19 protein-coding genes are annotated in these 23,389 nt (G+C 65.0%); 3 read left to right on the top strand and 16 right to left on the bottom strand.

Going from position 1 to position 23,389, the window contains the following annotated elements; genetic code table 11:
- Window positions 1–10: 10 nt before the first annotated feature.
- The 3 genes from GM658_RS24385 to GM658_RS24375 are packed head-to-tail and all read left to right on the top strand — an operon-like array spanning window position 11 to window position 2,769.
- A complete protein-coding gene (locus tag GM658_RS24385; protein ID WP_155456666.1) occupies window positions 11–1,180 on the top strand; it encodes an acyl-CoA dehydrogenase family protein in 1,170 nt (389 codons plus the stop codon).
- A 9-nt stretch (window positions 1,181–1,189) separates the two neighbouring features.
- Window positions 1,190–2,311 carry an acyl-CoA dehydrogenase family protein gene (locus tag GM658_RS24380; RefSeq protein ID WP_155456665.1) on the top strand — a complete coding sequence of 374 codons (1,122 nt, stop codon included), beginning with the start codon at window positions 1,190–1,192 and terminating at the stop codon, window positions 2,309–2,311.
- On the top strand, window positions 2,311–2,769 hold the full coding sequence (locus tag GM658_RS24375) for a MaoC family dehydratase (RefSeq protein WP_155456664.1): 459 nt from the start codon (window positions 2,311–2,313) through the stop codon (window positions 2,767–2,769). Before GM658_RS24380 ends, GM658_RS24375 begins: the two co-directional genes overlap by 1 nt.
- Here GM658_RS24375 and GM658_RS24370 read toward each other — a convergent pair.
- Genes GM658_RS24370 through GM658_RS24295 form a run of 16 tightly spaced genes read right to left on the bottom strand, consistent with a single transcriptional unit; the run spans window position 2,760 to window position 23,262 of the window.
- A complete protein-coding gene (locus tag GM658_RS24370) occupies window positions 2,760–3,692 on the bottom strand; it encodes a diguanylate cyclase domain-containing protein (protein WP_155456663.1) in 933 nt (310 codons plus the stop codon). The genes GM658_RS24375 and GM658_RS24370 overlap by 10 nt on opposite strands.
- Window positions 3,689–8,122, bottom strand: coding sequence for a PAS domain-containing protein (locus tag GM658_RS24365; RefSeq protein WP_170298948.1), 4,434 nt, complete (start codon window positions 8,120–8,122; stop codon window positions 3,689–3,691). The genes GM658_RS24370 and GM658_RS24365 overlap by 4 nt, the downstream gene beginning before the upstream one ends.
- A 41-nt stretch (window positions 8,123–8,163) precedes the next feature.
- Window positions 8,164–9,396 (bottom strand): acyl-CoA dehydrogenase family protein, encoded by a 1,233-nt coding sequence (locus tag GM658_RS24360; protein WP_155456662.1) that lies wholly within the window; start codon window positions 9,394–9,396, stop codon window positions 8,164–8,166.
- A 10-nt stretch (window positions 9,397–9,406) separates the two neighbouring features.
- The gene (locus GM658_RS24355; RefSeq protein ID WP_155456661.1) at window positions 9,407–10,477 is read right to left on the bottom strand and encodes a phosphotransferase; all 1,071 of its coding nucleotides are present in this window, start codon (window positions 10,475–10,477) and stop codon (window positions 9,407–9,409) included.
- Window positions 10,478–10,507: 30 nt separating this feature from the next.
- A complete protein-coding gene (locus GM658_RS24350) occupies window positions 10,508–11,227 on the bottom strand; it encodes a histidine phosphatase family protein (RefSeq protein WP_229417048.1) in 720 nt (239 codons plus the stop codon).
- A gap of 5 nt (window positions 11,228–11,232) precedes the next feature.
- Window positions 11,233–11,781, bottom strand: coding sequence for a prepilin-type N-terminal cleavage/methylation domain-containing protein (locus GM658_RS24345; RefSeq protein ID WP_155456660.1), 549 nt, complete (start codon window positions 11,779–11,781; stop codon window positions 11,233–11,235).
- Window positions 11,782–11,793: 12 nt separating this feature from the next.
- The gene (locus tag GM658_RS24340) at window positions 11,794–12,492 is read right to left on the bottom strand and encodes a type II secretion system protein (protein ID WP_155456659.1); all 699 of its coding nucleotides are present in this window, start codon (window positions 12,490–12,492) and stop codon (window positions 11,794–11,796) included.
- On the bottom strand, window positions 12,489–13,181 hold the full coding sequence (locus GM658_RS24335; RefSeq protein WP_155456658.1) for a hypothetical protein: 693 nt from the start codon (window positions 13,179–13,181) through the stop codon (window positions 12,489–12,491). Before GM658_RS24335 ends, GM658_RS24340 begins: the two co-directional genes overlap by 4 nt.
- On the bottom strand, window positions 13,165–13,749 hold the full coding sequence (locus tag GM658_RS24330) for a hypothetical protein (protein ID WP_155456657.1): 585 nt from the start codon (window positions 13,747–13,749) through the stop codon (window positions 13,165–13,167). Before GM658_RS24330 ends, GM658_RS24335 begins: the two co-directional genes overlap by 17 nt.
- A complete protein-coding gene (locus tag GM658_RS24325; protein WP_155456656.1) occupies window positions 13,746–14,372 on the bottom strand; it encodes a hypothetical protein in 627 nt (208 codons plus the stop codon). The genes GM658_RS24330 and GM658_RS24325 overlap by 4 nt, the downstream gene beginning before the upstream one ends.
- Window positions 14,369–15,913, bottom strand: a complete 1,545-nt coding sequence (locus tag GM658_RS24320) for a hypothetical protein (RefSeq protein ID WP_155456655.1) — start codon at window positions 15,911–15,913, stop codon at window positions 14,369–14,371. Before GM658_RS24320 ends, GM658_RS24325 begins: the two co-directional genes overlap by 4 nt.
- Window positions 15,914–15,916: 3 nt before the next feature.
- Window positions 15,917–17,113: a type II secretion system F family protein gene (locus GM658_RS24315; protein ID WP_155456654.1), complete on the bottom strand. Its 1,197-nt coding sequence runs from the start codon at window positions 17,111–17,113 to the stop codon at window positions 15,917–15,919.
- A gap of 1 nt (window position 17,114) precedes the next feature.
- Window positions 17,115–18,809 (bottom strand): GspE/PulE family protein, encoded by a 1,695-nt coding sequence (locus tag GM658_RS24310; RefSeq protein ID WP_155456653.1) that lies wholly within the window; start codon window positions 18,807–18,809, stop codon window positions 17,115–17,117.
- A gap of 6 nt (window positions 18,810–18,815) precedes the next feature.
- Complete coding sequence (locus GM658_RS24305; RefSeq protein WP_155456652.1) at window positions 18,816–20,573, bottom strand: tetratricopeptide repeat protein; 1,758 nt, start codon at window positions 20,571–20,573, stop codon at window positions 18,816–18,818.
- A complete protein-coding gene (gene mshL / locus GM658_RS24300; protein WP_155456651.1) occupies window positions 20,570–22,381 on the bottom strand; it encodes a pilus (MSHA type) biogenesis protein MshL in 1,812 nt (603 codons plus the stop codon). The genes GM658_RS24305 and mshL overlap by 4 nt, the downstream gene beginning before the upstream one ends.
- Entirely contained in the window at window positions 22,378–23,262 is an 885-nt protein-coding gene (locus tag GM658_RS24295) for an ExeA family protein (RefSeq protein WP_155456650.1), read from the bottom strand. Before GM658_RS24295 ends, mshL begins: the two co-directional genes overlap by 4 nt.
- Between the last annotated feature and the right edge of the window lie 127 nt (window positions 23,263–23,389).

Raw genomic sequence — 23,389 nt, 5'->3', positions numbered from 1 at the left:
AGGAGACAGCATGGACTTGAATTACTCTGCCAGGGATGAGGCCTTCCGCGCCGAAGTGCGTTCTTTCCTGGCAGCGAACCTGCCGGCCAGCCTGCAAGACAAAGTCCGCAAGCACCTGCGCCTGAAGCGCGAAGACTATGTGCGCTGGCACCAGATCGTCGCCAGGCAAGGCTGGGTGGCGCCGGCATGGCCGATCGAATTCGGCGGGCCGGGCTGGGATGCCACCCAGCGCCATATCTGGGAAGAGGAGTGCGCAATCGCCGGCACCCCGCCTATCCTGCCGTTCGGCGTGAACATGGTGGCGCCGGTCATCATGGCCTTCGGCAGCGAAGAACAGAAAGCCTATTACCTGCCGCGCATCCTGGACTGCACCGATTGGTGGTGCCAGGGCTATTCCGAACCGGGCGCGGGCTCCGACCTCGCTTCGCTGAAAACCACGGCGGTGCGCGAGGGCGACCACTATATCGTCAACGGCCAGAAGACCTGGACCACGCTGGGCCAGTACGCCGACATGATCTTCTGCCTGGTGCGCACCGATCCCCATGTGCGCAAGCAGGAGGGCATTTCCTTCCTGCTGATCGATATGAAATCGCCGGGCATCACCGTGCGCCCGATCATCATGCTCGATGAAGAGCATGAGGTGAATGAAGTCTTCTTCGATAATGTGCGCGTACCGGTGGCGAACCTGGTCGGCAAGGAAAACAAGGGCTGGACCTACGCCAAGTACCTGCTTGGGCATGAGCGTACCGGCATCGCGGCGGTCGGACGGTCCAAACGCGAGCTGCTGTTCCTGAAGAAAATCGCACGGCAACAGCTCGACAAGCCCTTGTTTGCGGCCCGCGTTGCGAACCTTGAGATCGAGCTGATGGCGCTGGAGATGACGGTGCTGCGCGCCATCGCGCAGGAGGCGCAAGGCCCCGGGCCGCAGGCTTCCGTACTGAAGGTACGCGGCTCGGAGATCCAGCAAACGCTGGCCGAATTGATGGTGGAGGCGCTTGGTCCGCAAGCCTTGCCTTTCGATCCTGCCTACCTGGATGGCGAACGTGAACATGCGCTGGGCGGGGACGACGATGCCGCGCCGCTCGCGGCTTATTACTTCAACCTTCGCAAGACCTCGATCTACGGCGGCTCGAACGAAATCCAGAAGAACATCATCACCCAGATGATTCTGGGACTGTAAGGGGGCGGCATGGACTTCACATTCAAGGAAGAGCAACAACAATTTGCCGATGCGCTGCGCCGCTGGATCGACAAGGATTACAGTTTTGAGGCGCGCAAGAAGATCGTCCACTCTGATGCCGGCGTTTCAGGCCAGGCCTGGGCCACGCTGGTGGAATTGGGCATGCTGGCGCTGCCGGTGCCTGAGGAACAGGGCGGGTTCAATGGCAGTGCAGTCGACATGATGGTGGTGATGCAGGAACTGGGGCGCGGCCTGGTGGTCGAGCCTTACTTCGCCACCGTGCTCGGTGCGCAGTTCCTCAAACTGGCTGGCGGACAGGAGGCCATGCTGGAGCGCGTTGCGGCCGGCGAGCTGAAGCTGGCCTGCGCCTTGGGCGAGCAGCAAGCCCGCCATGCGCTGAACGACGTGTTGACTGCTGCCGATCCCGCTGGCCGCATCACAGGGCGCAAGGCCGTGGTGCTGCATGGCGGACAGGCCGGCGCCTTCATCGTATCGGCGCGCAGCGGCGGCGGCCAGTACGAGATGGACGGGATCTCGCTCTACGTGGTCCCGCGTGATGCGGCCGGTGTGCGCGTAAGCGATTACCGCACTATCGACGGCCAGCGCGCGGCGACGGTGGAATTCGACGGCGCCCAGGGCACGCTGCTTGGCGTGCGGGGCGCAGGCTGGCCGGTATTGGAGGCGGCAGCCGATTACGGCGCAAGCCTGCTGTGCGCAGAGGCGATTGGCGCAATGGATGCCATCTTTGCCGCCACCCTGGAATACCTCAAGACGCGCCAGCAGTTCGGCGCGCCGATCGGCAAGTTCCAGGCGCTTCAGCACCGCATGGCCGACATGTTCATCCATCTGGAGCAGGCCCGCTCGCTGGCCATGCTGGCCGCAGTCAAGGTTGCGTCGCAGGATGAGGAAGTACGGCGCCGGGTGGTTTCGGCAGCCAAGGTGCGTGTCGGCCAAGCCGCCCGCTTTGTGGGACAACAGGCGGTACAGCTGCACGGCGGCATGGGCGTGACGGATGAACTTCCGGCCGCGCATTATTTCAAACGGTTGGCAATGATCGAGCTCACGCTGGGCGATGCTGACCATCACCTGCAGCGCTTCATCGCGCAGCCGGGTTTCAGGGAGGCGGCGTAATGGCGCGGTTGGTACGTAATGTGGCGGAGCTGGAAGCCCTGGTAGGGCAGGAAGTGGGCGTCTCCGGCTGGGTCGACATCACGCAGGAGCGGGTGAACAACTTTGGCGCTTCGACCAACGACGAGCAATGGATCCACACCGATCCCCTGCGCGCTGCAGCCGAATCGCCGTTTGGCGGCACGGTGGCGCATGGCTTCCTCACGCTGTCCCTGCTGCCCGGCTTGCTGCAGGATGCGGTGTACATGGAAGACATGCGCATGGGCTTGAACTACGGCCTGGACAAGGTGCGCTTTCCAGCGCCGGTGCCGGTGGGCAGCCGCGTGCGCGGGCATGTGATCCTGCGCAGCATCACGCCAGTAGCAGGCGGACATCAGTTGGCGTGGGAAGTCAGCGTCGAATGCGAAGGCAGCGGGAAACCGGCCTGCGTGGCGGAATTCCTGATGCGGCGCTATTCCTGAGCGCAGCGTGCGATGCGGTAGCGGTTGCGTCCCTCTTTCTTCGCTTCGTAAAGTGCGCCATCGGCAACGCGCACCAGCGAGTCTGCGTCGCAGCTGCCTTCGGCCGGCACGATGGTGGAGATGCCAAGGCTGACGGTCACTGTATCGCCGGCCGATGACATGCGGTGCGGGATCGCCAGTTCGCGTACTGCCGCCAGGATGCGCTGGGCCACCGTTTCGGCGCCTTCTGCGCTTGCCTGGGGCAGCAGGATCACGAATTCCTCCCCGCCATAGCGCGCCAGCAGGTCGGGCGTGCGGCCGGCGCATTGCACCATGGCGTTCGCCACTTGCCGCAGGCAGATGTCGCCGGCCTGGTGGCCGTAAGCGTCGTTATAGAGCTTGAAGTGGTCGATGTCGATCATGATCACCGACAGCGGCGTGTGCGAACGCGCGCAGCGGCGCCATTCGTTGTCCAGCGCATCGTTGAAGCTGCGGCGGTTGGCGACGCCGGTCAGCGCATCGGTCAGGGTCAGTTCGCGCATGGCGTCGGACTGTCGCTTGAGCGTCAGGTGGGTGCGCACGCGGGCGCGCACCACGGCGACGTTGAATGGCTTGGTGATGAAATCGACGGCGCCGGCTTCCAGGGCCCGCGTTTCGTCTTCCGGGGTGGTCAGCGCCGTGACGAAGATGACCGGAATGTCGCGCAGGTCTTCGGTGGCGCGCAGGGCGGCGCACACTTCGTAGCCATCCATTTCGGGCATGACGGCGTCCAGCAGGATCAGGTCGGGGCGGTGCTGGCGCGCCAGTTCCAACGCCTTGACGCCATTCATCGCAAACAGGACTTCATGCTCCTCGCCCAGGACGTGGTTGAGGATCTGGATATTCTCCATGGCGTCGTCGACGATCAGCAGGCGCCCGTTGCGCGCCTGGTCGGTCCATGTCATGCGGTTTCCTCCCGCTTCATGATCTCCTGCAGACGCAGTTCGGCGCTGGAAAAGTCGAGCGTTTCGATGGCGTTCGCAAGGCCCGGCAGCAAGTCGGGGCTGCGCTGCTCGAGCAGCGGGCTGACGGCCTTGAAAGCGGCGAGCGCGCGCATATTGCTATTCCTGAGCAGCATCAGCAAGTCGTTCAGGGCCTGCGGCAGGCTGGCGGTCGGGACGCTGCCCGCGGCCGTTGCCACCGGGGCGGGCAGCTCCCGTGCTGCTGTAGTGACCACGGCCAGCGCCTGTTCCAGCGACAGCAGCAGGGCGGCCGCGGAGCTGTCCTGGCCTTCGGCGACGGCGGTTTCCGCCTGCGCGCTGAGGCGGGCGACTTCGGTCGCTCCCAGGTTGGCTGCCACCCCTTTCAGCCGGTGCAGCACGCGGGTGGCGGCATAGCGCTTGTCCTGCGCCAGGCATTCGCGGACCTCGCGCACCGCGTCGCCCTGGGAATTCTCGAAGCGTTTGAGCAGGCTGGCGAAGGCGGCATAGTTGCCGGCCACGCGGCGCAGCGCAGCTTCAAGGTCGATGCCGGGCAGGCTGGCCGGATGCCCCTCGCCGTGGCCGGCGCTGCGCGCCGCGCCCGGCGGACCGGCCGCCAGTTCGGGATGCAGGGGCGCCAGGCGGGTCAGGGTGGCGATCAATTCATCGACGTCGATCGGCTTGGCGATGTGGGCGTCAACCCCGGCTTCGATGGCGCGCTGGCGGTCTTCCTGCATGACGTTGGCCGTCATGGCGATGATCGGCAGCGAGCGCAAGCCCATGGCGCGAATGGCTTCGGTGGCATGGTAGCCGTCCATGACAGGCATCTGCAGGTCCATCAGCACTGCATCGAAGCGCTGCGGGTCGTCGCGCAGCAGGTCCAGCGCGATTTCGCCGTTGGCGGCCACCTCCACCAGGGCGCCGCAATGGAGCAGGATATAGCGCGCCATTTCCTGGTTGATTTCATTGTCTTCGACCAGCAGGACGCGCATGCCGGCCAGGCTGCCGGAGAGGGCGGCGTGGCTGCTGCGGTGTTCCGGCTGGTTCGCACCCGTCAGGGCGGCCAGGGTGGCATCGCGTACGCTCCCTGGCGTGAAGGGCTTGGACAATACCGCGTCGATTTGCAGGCTGTCGGCCAGCTGCTGCAAGTCTTCGCTGGAGCGCTCGGAGGCCATCATCACGACCTTGGGCAGGGCCAAGGCGGCGTCGGCGCGTGCTTCAACCAGCATGGCAATGCCGTCCGTGCCCGGCATGGCGCTGTCCGCCAGCAGCAGGTCGTAATGCCCGCTGCGCAAGGCTTGCAGGCCTTCCGCGGCATTGGCTGAAGTCATCACGGCCCATTGCAGGGACTGGCCGATGCCGTGCAGCGCCTGGCGCACGCTGGCGTTGTCGTCCACCACCAGCACGGAAAGACGGCGCAGGCTGGCCGGGAATTGCGGCTCGGTGCAGGCGGCGCAGCGCTGCAAAGGGCAGACAAAGCGGAATGTGGAGCCTTTCCCCAGGCGGCTTTCGACACCAATCACGCCGCCCATCAGGTCGGACAGGCGGCGTGCGATGGCCAGGCCCAGGCCGGTGCCGCCGTAGCGGCGGCTGGTGCTGCTGTCGCCCTGTGAAAACGCATCGAACATATGCAGCTGCTGTTCGGCCGGGATGCCGATGCCGGTGTCGCGCACGGTGAATTCCAGGGTCAGCCAATCGGCGCTGCTGTCGGCCTCGCGCACCGACAGCACGACTTCGCCCCGCTCGGTGAACTTGATCGCATTGCTCAGGAGGTTGAGCAGCACCTGCTGCAGCCGCATCGCGTCCCCCATCATTTCCTCGGGCAGGGTGGGCGCCAGGTCGAATACCAGCTCGACACCCTTGTCCCAGGCGTTGTTGGCGATCAGGACCGCGGTGGCGGACAGCAGCTGCGCAAGGTTGAAGCGTGCCTGCTCCAGCTGCAGCTGGCCTGCTTCGATCTTGGAAAAGTCCAGCACGTCGTTCACCACGCCCAGCAGGCTTTGCGTCGCCAGCTGGATCTTGCTGACGTAGCTGCGCTCGCGCCGTTCCAATGGCGCTTCCTGCAGCAGGCGCGCCAGGCCGGTGATGGCGTTCATCGGCGTGCGGATCTCATGGCTCATATTCGCGACGAATTCGCTCTTGGCCCGGCTGGCCGCCTCGGCCCGGTCGCGCGCCCGCATCAGTTGTTCGTTCAATTCCTGCAATTTCAGTTCGCTGCGCTTGAGTTCAGACACGTCGGAGCCTAAGGCAAAGAAGCCGCGCACGTCGCCCGATTCGCCGCGGTCGGGAATGAAGTTGATCCAGGCGTAGCGCATTTCGCCTGAAGGCAGTTCGAGTTCGCGCAGGAAGTGCTGGGGGCTGCCACCGAGGACGGCGTCGATCAATGGCCTGATCTGGCCGAGCAGGCTGGCCGGCAGTATCTGGTCGATGGTCTCGCCCATGGCCTGTTCCAGCGTCTTGCCGAACCAGGCCAGGAAGAACTTATTGGCAAAGCGGCAGCGCAAGTCTGCATCCCAGTAAGCCACCAGGCCGGGAAGGTTTTCCGTCACCGTGTGCAGGAAGCTAGTGCTGCGCGCCAGGCTCAGTGAAGTCTGCTGCAGGGCTTCGTCGGCGCGTTTCCGTTCGGTGATGTCGAGCGAGATGCCGAGCAGGTGGGTGGCCGTGCCCTGTTCGTCGCGCAGGGCCACTTTACGCGTGGTCAGGTAGCGCATCTCGCCGCCGGCAGTGCGTACCGTTTCCTCGGGAATTTCCAGCACATCCTCGGAAGCGAGGACCTTGCGGTCGGCCTGCTGGTAGGCCGCAGCCTGCTCTGGGCTGAAAAGATCGCTGTCGCTCTTGCCCAGCAGGGCTTCGCGCGGGCGGCCCAGCAGCAGCTCGCCCTGGCGGTTCAGCAGTTCGAAGCGCAGCTGCTGCGCATCCTTGACGAAGACCATGGCCGGCATGTTTTCCAGCACCGACATGAACAGCGCCTTGGACCGCCGCAGCGCGGCTTCCGTGTCTTTCTGCTGCGAGATATCCATCAGCATGGAGGTGATGCCGACCATCGCACCATCGGCCCCGAAGACCGGATAATAGCCGGCGATGAAATGGCCGCTGCGGCCGGGACGGGAGGCCGGCGCACCGGTCAGTTCCGCATTGGGCACCGCCTCGCCGGTGGCGAGTACGCGGCGGTAGGCCTGGTTGACTTGCGCCACCAGGTTGCGGTCTTCGATCACTTCATCGAAACGCCGGCCGATATGTTCGTTGACCGGCATGCCGTTCAGGTTGGCCAGGTAGTCGTTGATCATGAGGATGCGCAGGCGGGTATCGACGAAACTCAGGCCGACCGGCGCCGTGGCGTAGATGGTTTCGAGCAGGGCGTTTGAATTCTCCAGCTGCGCGGTGCGCTCTTGCACCACCCGTTCCAGGTCCTGGCGGTGGCGCGTCAGGTCGCGGTCGAGCTGCTGCAGGGTGGCGCCGAGTTGCTGCGCCTCGCGGAATGCCATCTCGGGCAGTTCCACCGGCGTGCCGCTGGCCAGCGCCAGGGCCGGCCCCTGCAGCGCATCGATCGAACGCGCAATGCGGCGCGCCGCAAGGGCCGCTGCGCCCAGGCCGGCCAGGACCAGGGCCGCCAGCAAGGCGAGCAGGCCAAGCAGCAGGGTATCGAATGCACCCAGGGCTTCCACTGCGGGAGCGGCGACAGTGACGCTCCACGGGCTGTCCGCGCTGCGCAGGTAGGCCGTTTGCAGCGGCAGGCCGTGCAGCGCCTCGTTCGCCGGCTGGCCGCTGGCGCGTCCATCGTCGCCGCTGCGGGCGAGCAGCAGGCCGTTCTGCGCCAGCACGGCGATGACGGTGCCGGATGGCAGGCGCACTTCGTCGGCGACTTTGTCGAGCGCATCGGCCGGCAGCAGCACGCTCAAGACTGCAAGCGGCCTGCCGGGACGCTGCAGCGGTACGTCGATGGCCAGGTGGGCGCGCTCCTTGCCGTTGGCCGGCAACAGGCTGATGGCGGAACGCGCGTTGGCGCCAATCTTGACGCGCGCAGCGTTCGCTGCACGGTCGATCTCAAGGGCTTTTCCGGCAAGGAGCTGGGGCGCGTTATATTCGGTCAGGACAAAATGCGACTGATGCGGCAGGCCGGACGGCAGGGCGCTGACAGCCTGGCTGCGCAGCGCTGCCAGGTCGCCGTTGCGGGCACTGGGACTGCTGGCCAGCGCAATGGCCGCCGCTTCGGCAGCCAACAGCTCGCGATCGACGATCGCCGCCGCGGCGCGTTCGATGCGCAAGGTTTCGAGTTCGGCCCGTCCCAGCTCGCGCTGCTGGATAAATGCCAGCAAAAGCACTATGCCGAGCAAGGCCGGCGCGGCGCAGGCTGCGGCCAGCAGTGCAAACTGCGACCGTAAAGGCGGCAAGGGCTTGCTGGAATCGTCCTGCACGGCACATCCTTTCGGAAGAGTGACTGCAGGACGATGATAGCTTAGCTTGTCGTGGACGAAAAGCGCGCAATCTCCAGCTTGGCGATGGCGTTGCGGTGGACTTCATCCGGCCCGTCGGCCAGGCGCAAGGTGCGGTTGCCGGCCCATTGGTAGGCCAGCGGAAAATCGTCGGACACGCCGGCCGCGCCGTGGGCTTGTATGGCCCAGTCAAGCACCTGTTGCGCGACGTTGGGCGCCAATACCTTGATCATGGCGATTTCCGATTGCGCCACCTTGTTGCCGACCGTGTCCATCATATAGGCGGCTTTCAAAGTGAGTAGCCGCGCGGTGTCGATCCGGATGCGCGATTCGGCGATGCGTTCGCGCCACACGCCCTGGTCGGCCAAACGCTTGCCAAATGCAACTCTCGATGCCAGGCGCTGCACCATCAATTCCAGTGCGCGCTCGGCCACGCCGATGGCGCGCATGCAGTGGTGGATGCGGCCTGGGCCCAGGCGTCCCTGCGCAATTTCAAAGCCGCGGCCTTCGCCCAGCAGGATATTCGAGGCCGGCACGCGCACGTTTTCAAACACCATTTCACAGTGTCCGTGGGGCGCATCGTCGTAGCCGAACACCGGCAGGGGACGCAGCACCTTCAGGCCCGGGGCATCGGCCGGCACCAGTATCATCGACTGCTGCATGTGGCGCGGCGCGTTGAAGTCGGTCTTGCCCATGGTGATGTACACCTGGCAGCGCGGGTCGCTGGCGCCCGAGATCCACCATTTGCGGCCGTTGATCACATAATCGTCGCCATCGCGTTCGATGCGCGTCTCGATATTGGTCGCATCGGAAGACGCTACGGCAGGTTCGGTCATGGCGAAGGCGGAGCGGATGTCGCCGCGCAGCAGCGGTTCCAGCCAGCGCTGCTTGTGTTGTTCCGTGCCGTAGCGTTCCAGCGTTTCCATATTGCCGGTGTCGGGCGCCGAGCAGTTGAACACTTCGGCGGCCCACGGCACGCGGCCCATGATCTCGCACAGCGGCGCGTAATCGAGGTTGGACAAGCCTTCCGGCGCCCGGCTGGAACGGGGCAGGAACAGGTTCCACAAGCCCTGTTCGCGCGCCAGCGGTTTGAGGCGTTCGATCAGTTCGGTGGGGATCCAGCGGTTGCCTTTGTCGCGGCCATTGCGCTCCACCTCTTCGTGGAAGGCTTTTTCGTTCGGGTAGATGTGCTGCTCCATGAAGGCCAGCAGGCGCGCCTGCAATTCCTTGGTGCGCGGCGAATAGTCGAAGTCCATTGTGTTTCCCTTATGCGATTGCTTTGCCCTGGGCGTAAGCCCAGCCCATGGCCGCCATCGGGCGCGCCAGCTTGCCCGATTCCAGCGCCTGTGCGCTGGAAGCCGTGCCGTCAACATAGCGCTTCATGATGCCCTGCATGATGCTGGCAAGGCGGAACATGTTGAAGGCGAGGTAGAAATTGAAGTCCTCCAGGCGGATTGCCTTGCCGGTGCGCTCGGCATAGCGGGCGATGTAGTCGCGCTGCGAAGGAATGCCGAGCGCCTTCAGGTCCAGTCCCGCGATGCCACGGAACTGGCCCGGTGCGATGTGCCAGCTCATGCAGTGGTAGCTGAAGTCGGCGAACGGGTGGCCCAGGGTGGACAGTTCCCAGTCCAGCACGGCAAGGATGCGCGGCTCGGTGGGATGGAAGATCATGTTGTCGAGGCGGTAATCGCCATGCACGATGGAGGTGTCTTCGCCGGGCGGGATGTTGGCCGGCAGCCAGGCGATCAGGCTGTCCATCGCTTCGATGGTTTCGGTCTCGGAAGCCTTGTACTGTTTGGCCCAGCGCTCGATCTGGCGCTGGAAGTAGTTGCCAGGCTTGCCGTAGTCGCCCAGGCCGATGGCGTTGTAGTCGATGGTATGCAGCTGGGCGATGACGCGGTTCAGTTCATCGTAGATCGCGCTGCGTTCGGCGGGCGTCATGCCGGGCAGGGCCTGGTCCCACAGTACGCGGCCTTCGACGAACTGCATCACGTAGAAGGCGCGGCCGATCACCGATTCGTCCATGCACAGGCAGTACTGGCGCGCCGCCGGGAAGCCGGCCTTGTGCAGCGCGTCCATCACGCGGTATTCGCGTTCGATGGCATGGGCGGAAGGCAGCAGCTTGGCCGCCGGTGCGGGCTTGGTGCGCAATACGTATTGCTGGCCGCCGACCGAGAGCTTGAAGGTCGGATTGGATTGGCCGCCCTTGAATTGCTCGACCGTCAACTCGCCCTGCGGATAGCCGTCGACGTGCTGGCGCAGGTATGCCTCCAGCGCTGCGATGTCGAAGCGGTGGCGCTCCGACACCTCCTTGGTGCCCATGAATTCCTCGAACATAAACCCTCCTTTCGAACGATCGTACTATTTTTATGGGCGCGAAGGCAAGCGGGATTTCGCATATTCCTTGAACAGCTGTTCCATCGTGGTGCTGCGGGTGCCGGTCTGCAGCGGCGCGGGCGGCGAGTAGTTCGAAAAACGCAGGATCCAGTCGTGCGGCCCGCTTCCCACGTCCAGTGCGTTGATGCAGCCGGCCGCTTGCGACATATTGCCCAGGAATAGGCGCTGGCCGCCCGTCAGGGCGTATGACAGGATGGCGCGATTGACGCCGCCGTGCAGCACCAGCAGTACGGTGTCCCACGTTTCGTCGGCCAGCAGCCTGGCGATCGCCGGATGGACGCGGTCCATCAGCTCACCCACCGACTCGCCGCCCAGGAAGCGGCGCTGCTCCGGTACCACGCCTTCGAAGGCGCCGGTGAAGGCTTCCCGCAGCTTGTCGTCCGGGATGCCGGACAGCTTGCCGCCGCGGATCTCGGCCAGTTCGGGCCAGGTTTCAAGCGCGATTTGCTGGCCCGTTTCGGCCAGCACCCGCATGGCGGTTTCGACGGTGCGGGGCAGGCCGGAAACGATGACCCGGTCGAATTTGACGCCGTCGGCGGCCAAGGCGCGGCCGGCAGCGGCGGCCTGTGTGCGGCCGGCTTCATTCAATGGAACGGCTTCGGGAAGGTGCGGTTTGCCGGCTTCGTCGAAGTAGGTGACGCTGCCATGCCGCATCAGGAAGACGCGGCGTCGTTCGGTGCTTGCTGTCATAAATATCAGAAGAAGATTGCGAGGCGTGTGATGATGGTTCCGTTATTAGTATAAGGCCCCGTCGCCCGCACGCTGCCGGAATCCGGTTTTCCGTCATCGAGCTTGGCGTCGATTTCCTGCGCGAAGGTGTCGGGCAGGTTGTCGATGCGGATGCCGTTGCCGCCGCGCCCGCCCACCACGTCGTTATAGATGTAGACCGCGCCGCCCTGGGCGCTGGTCATGAAGTCGGTGGTCCCGTTGTAGGAGCCGGTGATCAAACCGGCCAGGGCCAGGTGCTGGGGCGCCAGCTGGTATTCCGTGATCTGGCCATCGCCATTGCCGTTGCCGGTGGCGCCGGGAACGTGGGTGGTGGCGAGGATATCGTCGCCGGGCAGGGCATGGAAGCGGTCCTGGTAGGCGTTGACGGCGGCCTGCAGCGCCGTGGCCTGCTGGATGATGCTCTTGACCTTGGCGCTGTCGATCAGCGCCTGGCCTTTGAGCACGCCGCCCAGCAGCAGGCCGATAATCACCAGCACAATGGCAATTTCAACGAGGGTAAAGCCGCGGTGTCGCATGGCAGTCTCCTTTCATGGCAGCCGCTGGGCTGCAAGCATTCGGTTGAACAGGATGTTGGGCGAAAGCCAGACGACGATGTCGTCATAGGCGCCGCCCGGTGCGGCCGGGTTGTCGGCCTGGCCTCGGGCAATGAACAGGCGGCCGTCGCCCTGGAAATTGGCCTTTTCGTCGACGTTGCCCTGGCCTGCGTCCGCGGCCTGCACGCCGGCGTCGCTGAAGGCGCCGAAGCCGTTGCCGCCAAGGGAAAGCACGACGGCGGGAATATCGTTCTGGGCGCTGGCAGGCACCAGGGCGCCGGCGGCGTCCCGGCTGGCGATGGTGATATCGCGCGGTGTATCGAGGCGGAAGAAGGCGCCGCTGTCGCTGAAGGCCGGCGTTACGCTGTACAGGTAAATATGCTGCCAGGCGTCCAGCTTTTGCAGGCCCAGCGTCGCCCAGGGCAGGAAACCGAGCCGGCGCTCGTTGGCGCAGCGCGTGCCGGCCCGGTCCTCGAGTCCATTGGAGGCGGAAATGGCGGGGCAGGGCAGGTAGCCATTGCGTGCCGCGAAGCCTGCCAGGGCGTCGCGCGCTTCGTCCAGCGCCTTGTTCGTATCAGCGGCGCGGCGCTGCTCCATCTGCGCCCGCAAAGGCGCCAGCATGCCGCCCAGCAGCAGGCCGACGATCACGAGGACGATCGCCATTTCGACCAAGGTGAAGGCGCGGTTTTTCATGGGAGCGTTTTGGCAGCAGCCATCCTTTGATAAAGCGTATGCAGTGGTACGGTGACCAGCAGGTCGTCGAAGGCGCCGCCCGGTGCGTTGGTTTCGCTGCTGCGCGGGCGCTGCATGAAATCGGCGTTGGCCAGCAGGTTTCCTGCTTCGTCCTGGCTGCCAGGCGTATCACTGCCGCCGCGCGAGAGAATGACGGCTGGTGCGCATTGCGCGGCCAGCGAGCACATATCCTGTCCCACCACGAAGAACGGCTTGCCGCTTGCGTCGCGCGACAGCACGCGCCTGGTTGCGATGGCGGCGGTCCGCGCCAGCGGCGCCGCTGTAAAAGCCGGCGTCACGCTGTAGCGCAGGCGGTGGCCCCAGCTGTCGTCCGCTGGCAGTCCAAGGTCGAGCCAGGGCAGCATACCCGTGCAATCCTCGTCCGTCACGCAGGGCGTCGCCCGTTCATGGCCATCGCCAGCGCCGGGCGCGGCGGCGCCACTCGAGGGGCGCGGAAGGCGGCCGTGGGTTGCCGCGAAGCCGATCAGGGCTTCACTTGCCTGCGCCAGGAGCGCGTATGTTCTTTGTTCGCGTGCACGGACAACGCTGTTCACGCTGAAGGCCGACAGCAGGACTGCGGCCGTTGCGATGATCGCTACCAGCAGGAGCGTCAGCAATGCAGCGCCTTGCTGTTTAGTGGGCCGCTTCATGCACTTCTCCGGTGGCAGGATCGTAGCGCTGGCCAGGCTTAAGGACGATGGAGTGGCCGTCGGCCTGCAACGTGACGGTCCCGCGCGTCACGCCGCCCGGCGGCGCCGGCTGCACCGCGCCATTGACGATCAATACGGTAGGGCCATTGCTGCGGCGGATCACGCCATCCAGGCGAAGGCCAGGAGGTTCCTGGACGCCTTGTTCCGAAGGTCCAGCGTCGCCAGGCCCCAACGCTGCGGGACCGGCTTGCCCGGCCGGCGAGGCCGCAGCCATGCCCGGTGGCGGCGTGCAACCGGGCGCCGAACCTGCGGCACAAGGCACGGCGCCGGCCATGCCGGGCAAACTCTCTGCGGAACCAGTTCCGCCGGGTGCGCCGGCGCTGCCAGGCCCGCCAGCACCACCTTGCCCACTGTTGGCGCCGAGGGCGCTCGCGGGCGCCTGGCTGCGCTGCGCATCGAGCTGCGCGCGTTCGGCCGGCGTCGTGAACAGCCTTCCCATGCTGGCGAAACTTTGCGCTCCGGCCTGGGCCGCCAGGAGCAGCAGCAGTGCTGGCAGGCCACGCTTCATAGCGAAGCTCCGGCAGGTCGGCGTGGCGCGGCGGAAGGCGTCAAAGTCAGCCAGTTGAGCGTGCAATCGGCATTCAGGGTTGGCGCCAGGACGCCAGGCGCCGGCGCCGCGCCCGCAGTACGCCGGATCGTGCAATCCTGCACCGCGAACGTGCCGTTGACGCGCAAATCGGACAGGAAGTTCAGTAAATCCAGTTCGTGCAGCAAATCCATGTGCAATACCATCCGGCTGCCAAGCAAGGAATAGTCACCGGTGGGCAGCGCCGTCTCCAGGCGGTAAGGCTGCTGGACATCGATCTCATAATTCAAAGGCAGCAAGCGCCGCTGCTCCTGGATCCGCCGAATCGCCTCGACCCAATCGAGCCGCCGTTCCGGCCCCACCAGCCCCCGCTGCCGCAACTCGATGAACTGCGGCTGGTACTGGCGGATCTCCTCCTTTTCGGTTTCGGCATGGGCCAGGCGCAGGCGCGCTGCATCCCGCTCAAGCAAGGCTGCCGCTTCTTGCAGGTGCGCTTGCCGCAAGTGCCAGATGCTGGCAACGACGGCCGCCAGTCCCAGAATAAGCGTCCCAAGGAACACCAGCACCGCATTACGCAGCAAGGAAAAGTCGCGGAAGAGAATCATGGCGTCCACCGGATATTGAGCGTAAATCTGGCGCGTTCACCCAGCCCGGACGGCGCCCCGGCCTTGCCGACGAGCTTGACGCTGGGCCGCACGTCGAACGGCAGCTGTTCGATCTCCACAGCCATCCCTGGCGTGCGCGCCAGCTCTTGCGCAAATTGGTTCATGCCGAGCAGGAAGCTGCGATAATCGTCCTGCTCCACCAGTACTTCGGCTTGCAGGCGCAGTTGTTGGACCGGCGCCTTGGGTATCCCGATCAGCAAGGAAGACTGCGGCGCCACCAGCGCGGGTGAAGTCGCTGTGCCGGGGAATGCGCTGCTGGCTGATACGGGCGCCACACCGGGCGCATTGGCGCGCCAGTCAAGCTGCACCAGCCGGATTTGCGGCGAACGCTCCAGCGCTTCGCTCAGCACAGACAGCGCGGCTTGCGGCCACGGACCCTGGCGCGCCACCATCTGCGCAATCTGCACCGCAGCCTTCATGTTCGCGGTTTTGTCGACAGCGGGCGGCATGCTCGACATGCTGCGGCGGTAAGCGGCTGCATAACCCTGGGTTGCGCGCTGCAATTCCTGACTATGGCCGCGTGCAAGCACGGCGCCGGCAATATTCGATCCTACCCACAGCAGGCAGGCGGCGGCCAGCACGGCGCTTGACGCGTAGAGCGACTTGCGCGTACGCCAAAGGCTGTAATACCGCTGGCGGGCGCCAAGCGGGTAATGGCCCGGCGGCGCCAAGCGCGCGGCCAGGCCAAGAAATAGTTCGTCGGCACTGGCCGTGGCAGCCAGGCGGTGGCGCGCAGCGACTTCTTCCAGCGGCAAGACGCGCCAGTCGAGCTGCGGAGAAATGACGGCAGCAGGCGGCGAAGCGATGCGCGCCAGCGGCAGCAGGGCCAGCACCTGCAGTGTCGCATCGCGCGGCAGCATGTGGGCTCCGGCGAGGAATTTGCGCGTGCGTTCCGCTTCCTGTTCGGCGCTGGCCGTGGCCTGCGCCAGGCGCGAAAACTGCACCAGCCCACGCTGGAAATAGGTCTGGCGGATGCCGCTGGCATGTTCCGTCACCAGCAGCAGGTGCGGTTCTCGCCGCGCGTGGTCGGGAAGCACCGCAGCGCTGAGCAGGGCGGGAGAATACAGCGCCGCCAGCGGCACTTGCTGGCTTTCCAGCGCATCGAGCCAGGGCGTCAGCACTGCCGGATTCGTGAGGGCGGAGAAGAGCACGATGTCGTCGCGCCGTCCTTCTTGTTCCCGGCCTTGTACGTGCGCGCAGCGGAACGGCGTGTCGCGCCAGGCCTGCGCCAGCCGCCTTTCACGCATCGTCAGCCCGGCGCGGCCGGCAACGTGCGGCAGCAGATGGCGCTGGAAATCTTCCTCCACAAGGTCGGCAAGCATCAGGGCCGGCGTGTCCTGCCGGCCCTCCAGCCAGGCAGTGAAGCGCTGCACACCGTCTGGCGTTGGATCGAAACACGGCCCCGGCCCAAGCTGGCCGCGCTCCCATAACCAACAGCATAGCCGCTCGCCTGTCATGTGGATCAGAAGTTTGCGCGTCATGGCCTAGATCCTGATCGAACTGATGGTGTCGTAAATGGGGCCAAGCACGGACAGCATGATCCAGCCAAGCAGGATGCCAAGAATCACCGTCATCGCCGGCTCGATCATCGCTTGCATGCGTTCCATCCTTTCACGCACCTCGCGGTTGTAAAAATAGGCAACGTTACGCAATGTCGCGTCGAGTGCGCCGGTCGACTCGCCCACGCGCAGCATGCGCACCACGAGCGGCGGGAACAAGCCGACCTGTTTGAATGCCGCAGCGACGCTATGCCCCTCCGAAATCAGTTCCCGTGCCCGCCGCATGCCGGCCGCCACCACGCGGTTGCCGGCAATGCCCTCCGACAGGCGGATGCATTCGAGCACCGGAATTCCCGCCGCATACATCAGCGCGAAATAGGTGGCAAAACGCGCCATGATCAGTTTCTGCAGTACCGGCACCATGCGCAGCAGCAGCCGGTCGAAGGCAAAGGCGGTGCGTTCGCTGCGCCGCAGTTGCCAGCGCCCGAGCTGCCAGGCCACGATGGGCGCGGCCAGCAGCAGATACCAGTAATGGATGAAGAAGTTGGACAAGGCGATCAGTGCGCGCGTATGGAGCGGCAACTCCCGTCCCATATTCTTGATGAAGGCCGTCAACTGGGGCACGAGGTAGATCATGAGGAAGAACATGACCGCACTCACGACCACCAGCACGAACGCTGGATAGGTAATGGCCTTGCGTGCCTGGGCAGCCAGTTCATCCTGCCACTTGAGGTTTTCCGCCAGGTCGCGAAATACCTCATGCACCTTTCCGCTTTGCTCGCCGGCACGTACCAGGCTGGTGAAGCTCTGGTCGAATATTTCGGGATAGGCCGCCAATGCGCTCGATAGCTGCAGCCCGCCCTCGATTTTTTCCACCAGGTCGGTGATGATCTCGCGCAGCCGGAAATGGTCCGTGCTGTCGCGCAGGTCGCGCAAACCGTCCAGGATCGGTACGCCGGCGCTGCTCATTTGCTCCAGGTGGAAGCAAAGGTTGATCAAGTCGCGCCGCGTGATGGCGCGGCCGACAATCCGCAGCTTGCGTTCCCGCGTTTCGCGGTAGTCGATCAGGTCCAGCGCCATGCGCTGCAGGCGCAGTTCCAGGTCCGGCACGTTGTGCGCGTCCATATTGCCCGGAACGATGGTGCCGTTGGCGTCCATGGCTCGGTAGATGAACTGTGGCATGTCAGCCCAGCCTGTCAGTCAGGTCGACCACGCGCGACACTTCCTCCAGCGTGGTGAGGCCTTCCAGCACGCGCCGCATGCCGTCGTCGACCAGTGAGCGCAAGCCGGAGGCGCGGGCGGCGTTGCGCAGCTCGCGTGCGGGCGCGCGGCGGGCCACCATTTCATCCAGATCGGCGGTCATGCGCAGCAGTTCCATGATCGCCATGCGGCCCTTGTAGCCCTGGTGGGCGCAGCGTTCGCAGGCGCCGGCGCGGTAGATGGTGGTGGGCGGTGCGTCGGGCGGCAGGGCAAGCAGGCGCCGTTCCAGCTCGTCCGCCTCGATCGGCTGGCGGCAGTACAGGCATAACTTGCGTACCAGCCTTTGGGCGACGATGCCGATGATATTTCCGGCCAGGACATCGGCCACCACGCCCAGGTCCAGCAGGCGCGGAATGGCGCCGGCGGCCGAATTGGTGTGCAGCGTGGAATACACCTGGTGGCCGGTCATGGCTGCAGCCAGCGCCATGTCGGCGGTTTCCTTGTCGCGGATTTCGCCGACCAGGATGACGTCCGGGTCTTGCCGCATCATGGAGCGGATGCCGTCGGCGAAGCCCAGCTTGGCCGATTCATTGACTGAGGTCTGGCGGATCTGGTGCATCGGATACTCGACCGGGTCTTCCATCGTCATGATGTTGATGGCTTCGGTGTTGATGTGATTGAGGATCGAATACAGGGTGGTGGTCTTGCCGCTGCCGGTCGGGCCGGTGACCAGGATCAGTCCATCTGGGCGGGCGATCATCAGCTTCAGTACATCGAGTTCATGCTCGGCCAGGCCGAGTTTATCCAGCGGGACGATGCCTTTTTGGCGGTCCAGCACGCGCAGCACGATGTTTTCGCCGTGGGTGGTGGGCTGGCTGCTGGCGCGAAAGTCGATCTGGCGGCCGGAAAACTGGATCGAGATGCGGCCATCCTGCGGCGCCCGCGTTTCGGCGATGTTCATCTGGCTGATCACCTTCAGCCGCACCGCCATGGCGGGCCAGTAGGAGCGGTGCAGGCTGCGGATCTGCCGCAAAATCCCGTCGATGCGGTAGCGGATGCGCAGGAAACTGTGCTCCGGCTCGAAATGGATGTCGGAAGCGCTGTTCTGCACCGCGTCCGCCAGCAGTGCGTCAATCAGGCGCACCATCGGCTGGCTGTATTCATCGGAGGAAGCGTCCAGCGTCACCTCGCCGGTTTCGATTTCGTGCAGGATGCCGTCGATCGACAGCTCGAAGCCGTAATAGTGATCGATGGCGAACGCAATGTCGGAATCGTTGACCAGCAGCGGGACCAGGGTAATGCCCTTGACCAGCATGGCGCTGATCTGGTCGAGGGCCACGATATTGGTGGTGTCCGACATGGCCAGCACCAGTTCATCGGTGCCGCGCTCGTAGACGATGGGGAAGACCCGGTAGCGCTTCGCCACCTCTTTAGGGATCAGCTTGAGCGCCACCGCGTCCACCAGCAGGCTTTTCAGGTCGGCGGAACGGGTATTGAGTTTCTCGCTGAGCGCCTCGCGCATGGTGGCTTCGGTGACAAAACCCAGCGACACCAGCAGCTTGCCCAAAGGCTGGTTGTGCCGCTGCTGCTCTGTCAGCGCGATGCGAAGCTGGTCCTGGCTGATGACACCTTTCTGGATCAGCAGCTTCCCGAGCGGGGTTTTCTGCGTGTCGGCCATGGTGCTTTATTGCGCCGGCGCTTCCAGCACCTGCAAACGCTTGCGCACCGCATCGACGTTGAAGCCGGGCGGGCTGGCTTGCGCCAGTTCCAGTGCGCGCCGGTAGTAGGTCTTCGCCAGTCGTGGCTGGTTCATGCGGTCCAGCCCGACGCCGAGGTTGAAAGCGTAGTCAGCGTTGTTGGGCACGGCGGTGAAGGCGCGGAAGTAGCTTTGCTGGGCCTCCGGCCAACGGCCTTGGCGGGCGTACAGGTTGCCCAGGGCGAACTGCACGGGCCCCGATTCGGGATGCTGCCTTGCCAGGCCTCGCAGCTTGATCTCGTTCGCCTGCAAGTCGCCGGGGTGGAGTTCGGCCAGGCCGGCCAGTGCTTCCGGATCGTTCGGGTCAAGTTCCAGCAGGCGCAGGTAGTTGGCGGATGCCTGGTTGCCGTCGTGTTCGCGCATGGCAACTGCGGCGGAGCCGAGCAGGGCGTCGCGGTTGGTGGGATCCTGGAGCAGGGCAAGGTCGTATTGCTGGCGCGCTGTCGCCAGGTCTCCGGCTTGCAGGGCCGCGTAACCATGCTGGATTGGCGGCGCCACCTGGCTCGTGTCTTTGCTGCGGACGAAGCGCACATCGCCATTTTCGCCGACTGCCGTTGGCAGCGCCGTTCTTTCTTTCCCCGTGTTCGCCGGCCTGGCGGATGCAGCTGCCACGCCCTGGACGGCGGGGCGCGGTGTTTGGCGGTGCTGCTTGATTTCAATGGGTTCGGGCGCCGCGGCTGCTTCGATCGGTGTGGCGGCGCTGGACGGTGGCGCGCCCTCCATCGTGGCCTGGCGGGCGGAGCGCTCCGCCGCATCACGCATGGCTTCCGCCCGGATCGCAGGGTCGGAAATGGCGGCAAGTTGCTCAGGCGTTGGGATCGTTACGCCAGCGCGGGGCTTGCTGGCGGGGGCGGCGGCTGCAGGCGTCGCTGGCGTGGCCGCTGCGGCCGGCGCGGCTGGAGCTGCGTTCCCGGAGGCCGGCGGTACGAGACCGCTGCCAGGCGCGCCGACATCAGGCGTCACTGGAATGGCAGATATTTGCTGTCCATCCCCCGGCAATGGCGCTGGCGCGGCGCCGGGCGCCGGCATCGGAACCATGGGCAAGCGCGCGCCTGGGCCGGGGCCGGAAACTGCGCGCCAATAAATGAAAGCAAATACCGCCATGAGGGCGGCCAATGCTCCTGCGAGTATCATCAGCCTGCGCTGGGATGACGCGATGGCGCGCGGCGGGGCTGGCGGGCGAGCGCCGGGGCTGCGCACGCCTGCATCGTGGCTGCCTGGGCCGCGGTCGGCGAGGCCGCGATCGTCGAAGGAGCGCTCACCCGAGCGGAGTCCGCCGGAACCGCGTTCGTCCATGCGGCTGCCCGCAGTTCCGTCCGCGCCGTTGGCATCCAGCGGCAGGCCTTCGCCAACTGTGGCAGCTCCTGCTGCACTCGCCGGCCCGGCGTCTTCCGCCGTGTAATTTCCCGTGGATGGCGAAATGTTGCGGCGCCGGCGGGATGCCTCGTGGCGCGCCTGGGGCGGCACCGGATCGTGCACCGCTTCTTCCGCTGCGATTACCGGCGGCTCCGCGTCAAGAGGTTCGAGGCGCCAGGCGTCCGGCATGACGGCAAATGCCGGTCCCCCTTCGATTGGCGGCGGCGACGGCACGGCATCCTGGCCGAACGGGTGCTCCTGCTCATGTTCGTCGCCGGAATGGGAACGGGCGCGCTCGGCCTTGCGCAGTGCTTGCATGAGCAGGCTCATAGACCCTCCGCCGGCCGCGCGGGCACGAGGTAGCGGTAGTCGCGGAAGTCACCGGCGAGACTGGCGTCCTTCACCACCACCGGCCGCAGGAAGATCACCAGTTCCGTCTTGCTGGCAGTCTCGTTGCGATAGGAGAACAGGCTGCCCAGCACCGGCACGGAACCCAGCACCGGAATGGCATCCTTCTTGTTGTCGACCGAATCCTGCATCAAGCCGCCCATGACCGCGACCTGCCCGCTCGACACCTTGAGGATGGATTCCATTTCACGCGCCTGTATCACGGGAACGCGGCTGATCACGTTCTGCTTGCGCAGCTCCGGATTGGGGTCTTCGACGTAATCGACGATCCGCGTAATGGTTGGCCGTACGTTCAGCGTCACCTCATCGTCGGCGGAAATTTGCGGCGTGACGCTCATCACAAATCCCACCGGCACCGTTTCAACCTTGGACTCGTAGGTGGCCGGCGTGGCGATGGTGCCGGTTGACGTCAGCACGGCAGGCGTAACCTTGAGCGTGAAGAAGATGTTGTTGTCGACCACTTTCAGCAGGGCTGTCTGGTTATTCAGCACGCTGATTTTCGGGCTGCTGAGAACCTTCACTTTGCCGAAGGACTCGAGCAGCTGGATGGTGGCGGTGATATTGCCGAACCGGGTAGTGGGGTTGGCGTAATCAAAGATGAAGAAACCTGGCGAGGTCAAAGGGGCGACGCCCGATGGCAGCGCTGCGGTGCCCACTTGTCCCTGCCCAAGCTTGCCATTGCCGTTGATGCGTGCCCAATTGATGCCTTGCTGGTACTGGTCGCTGAGCTTGACTTCGATGATGGTGGCCTCAATCATGACCTGGCGTTTGGCGGTGGACATGATGATGTCGAGGAATTCCTGCACCTTCTCATGCTGCCTGCTGGTCGCACGCACCGACAGCAAGCCGCCTTCTGGGTTGGCGATGACGGAAGGGGAGCCGCGCGCCTGGCCAGTGGAGCCGGCGCCGAAAGCCGTATTGCCGGCTGCGCCGCCAACCGGGGCGCGGTTCTGCGCCGCCGCTGCCTGTGCGCCGGGATAAGTCGTGTTTGCGCCCGGTCCGGCCTGCATCTGCTGCAGCATCGCATTGGCTTGCTCGCGCATCTGGGCCAGCGGATCGGCGAGCGGGTCGTTCAGCGTGGTGGGGCGCAGCATGTCGCGCACATTCTTTTCCAGGCTGTACCAGAAATTGTTGTCCGACCGGTTGGCAACCGAGGTGGTCGAATTGTTGTTGCCGCCGCTGGTCAGCGACGCGCCCGCCGCCTCGACCGGGTTGGAAGCGTTCACGTTGCCGGCCGCCGAGCCGCCCGTGGTGGAAATCTGCGTCGCGATATTCACGCTGCTGTTGGTGCTGCGCGCGATATTGACGTAGTCGATCTTGTAGTGGTTCCAGTAGGGCTGGTCCGGCAGCACCACCAGGTTCTTGCCTTGCAGTTCGTAGCGCATGTCGACCTGTTTGCCGATCCGTTCAAGTAGCTGCGGCAAGGTCTGGTCCAGCGCGTTCAGGGTCACGATGCCTTCGACTGAGGGATGCACGTCTACATTCAGCCCAGCGTCGCGCGCCAGCGCAAACAGCACCGATTGCACCGGCACGCGGTGCACCGAAACACTATACGTTTCTTGCCGCGCGGCTGGACGGGGCGGCGCCAATACAGCGCTCTGCTGCACCGGTTCCGGGATCGCGCCGGCCACCGGTTCAGCTTCACTGATGTGTGTGGGCGATAAGGGAAGCTTGGGCGCGGCGCAGGCGGCAAGCAGGACACACGACAGGATAGCCGCAAGGTTCTTCATGTTGGTCGCCGCCTGAGGCAAATTGCCAGGAGTCTATCGAAGGCGATCATACTGCGATTGCCCAGGACGGCCGCGCACGAATAGCGGCTGTCTTCGATGGCCTGGCGCACATGGTAAGAATTAACGTAAGGCAAATCGTCGGCAAAAGCCGCCATCAGCGCCTTGTCCGCCAGCACATTGATGCGGCGAACGATCCCTTCCGATCCGCGCGCAATCAGCCTGACCGCGCCGCGGCTGAACAATTCCGGCCCATGGTAGCCGGCCGCGCGCAGCCGGTGCGACAGGAAGTAGGGGATCTGGTCGCGCGGCATGGGCGGTACGTTGAAGCTGTGCGTGATGCGTTCGCGCAGCTGGCGCATGCGGGGCAGGGAAAGGTGCTGGTCCAGTTCGGGCTGGCCGAACAGCACGATCTGCAGCAGCTTGCTGCGCGCGGTTTCAAGGTTGGTCAGCAGGCGCACTTCTTCCAGCGTTTCCAGCGGCATGGCCTGCGCTTCCTCAACCAGCAGCACGACGCGATGGCCGGTTGCGTGGCGGGCAATGAGTTCGCCGTGCAATGCGCGCAACACTTCATCGGCGCGGCGGCCGCTGGTGTCCAGTCCCAGCTCGGCGGCGATGGCGTGCAGGACTTCCTGCGGTCCCAATGTCGGGTTGACGAGATAAAGCACATCCACGCCGCGCGGCAAACGGGCCTCCAGCATGCGGCACAACATGGTCTTGCCGCAGCCTACTTCGCCCGTCACCTTGACGATGCCTTCGCCAAGGGTGACAGCGTAGAGCAGGGCGGACAATATCTCCCCGCGCGTATTCCCGCTATAAAAGAAGGCGGGGTTCGGCGTAATGCCGAAAGGGGCCTCTTGCAGGCCAAAATGTTGCTGGTACATGGCGGCGTGCAGGCATTGGATTGGTTGGTAGGGGCCCTGCAATTGGAGCACGTATCGCAAGAATTCGTCGCCCGTCAGCCACGCCTCCGGACTATGGTGTATCTATTAACGGGTTTTGCTATGCTTG

This window comes from Massilia eburnea, from assembly GCF_009720745.1.
In the GTDB taxonomy this organism is placed as follows: domain Bacteria; phylum Pseudomonadota; class Gammaproteobacteria; order Burkholderiales; family Burkholderiaceae_D; genus Rugamonas; species Rugamonas eburnea.
This window is presented reverse-complemented; position numbering and strand designations above follow the sequence as displayed.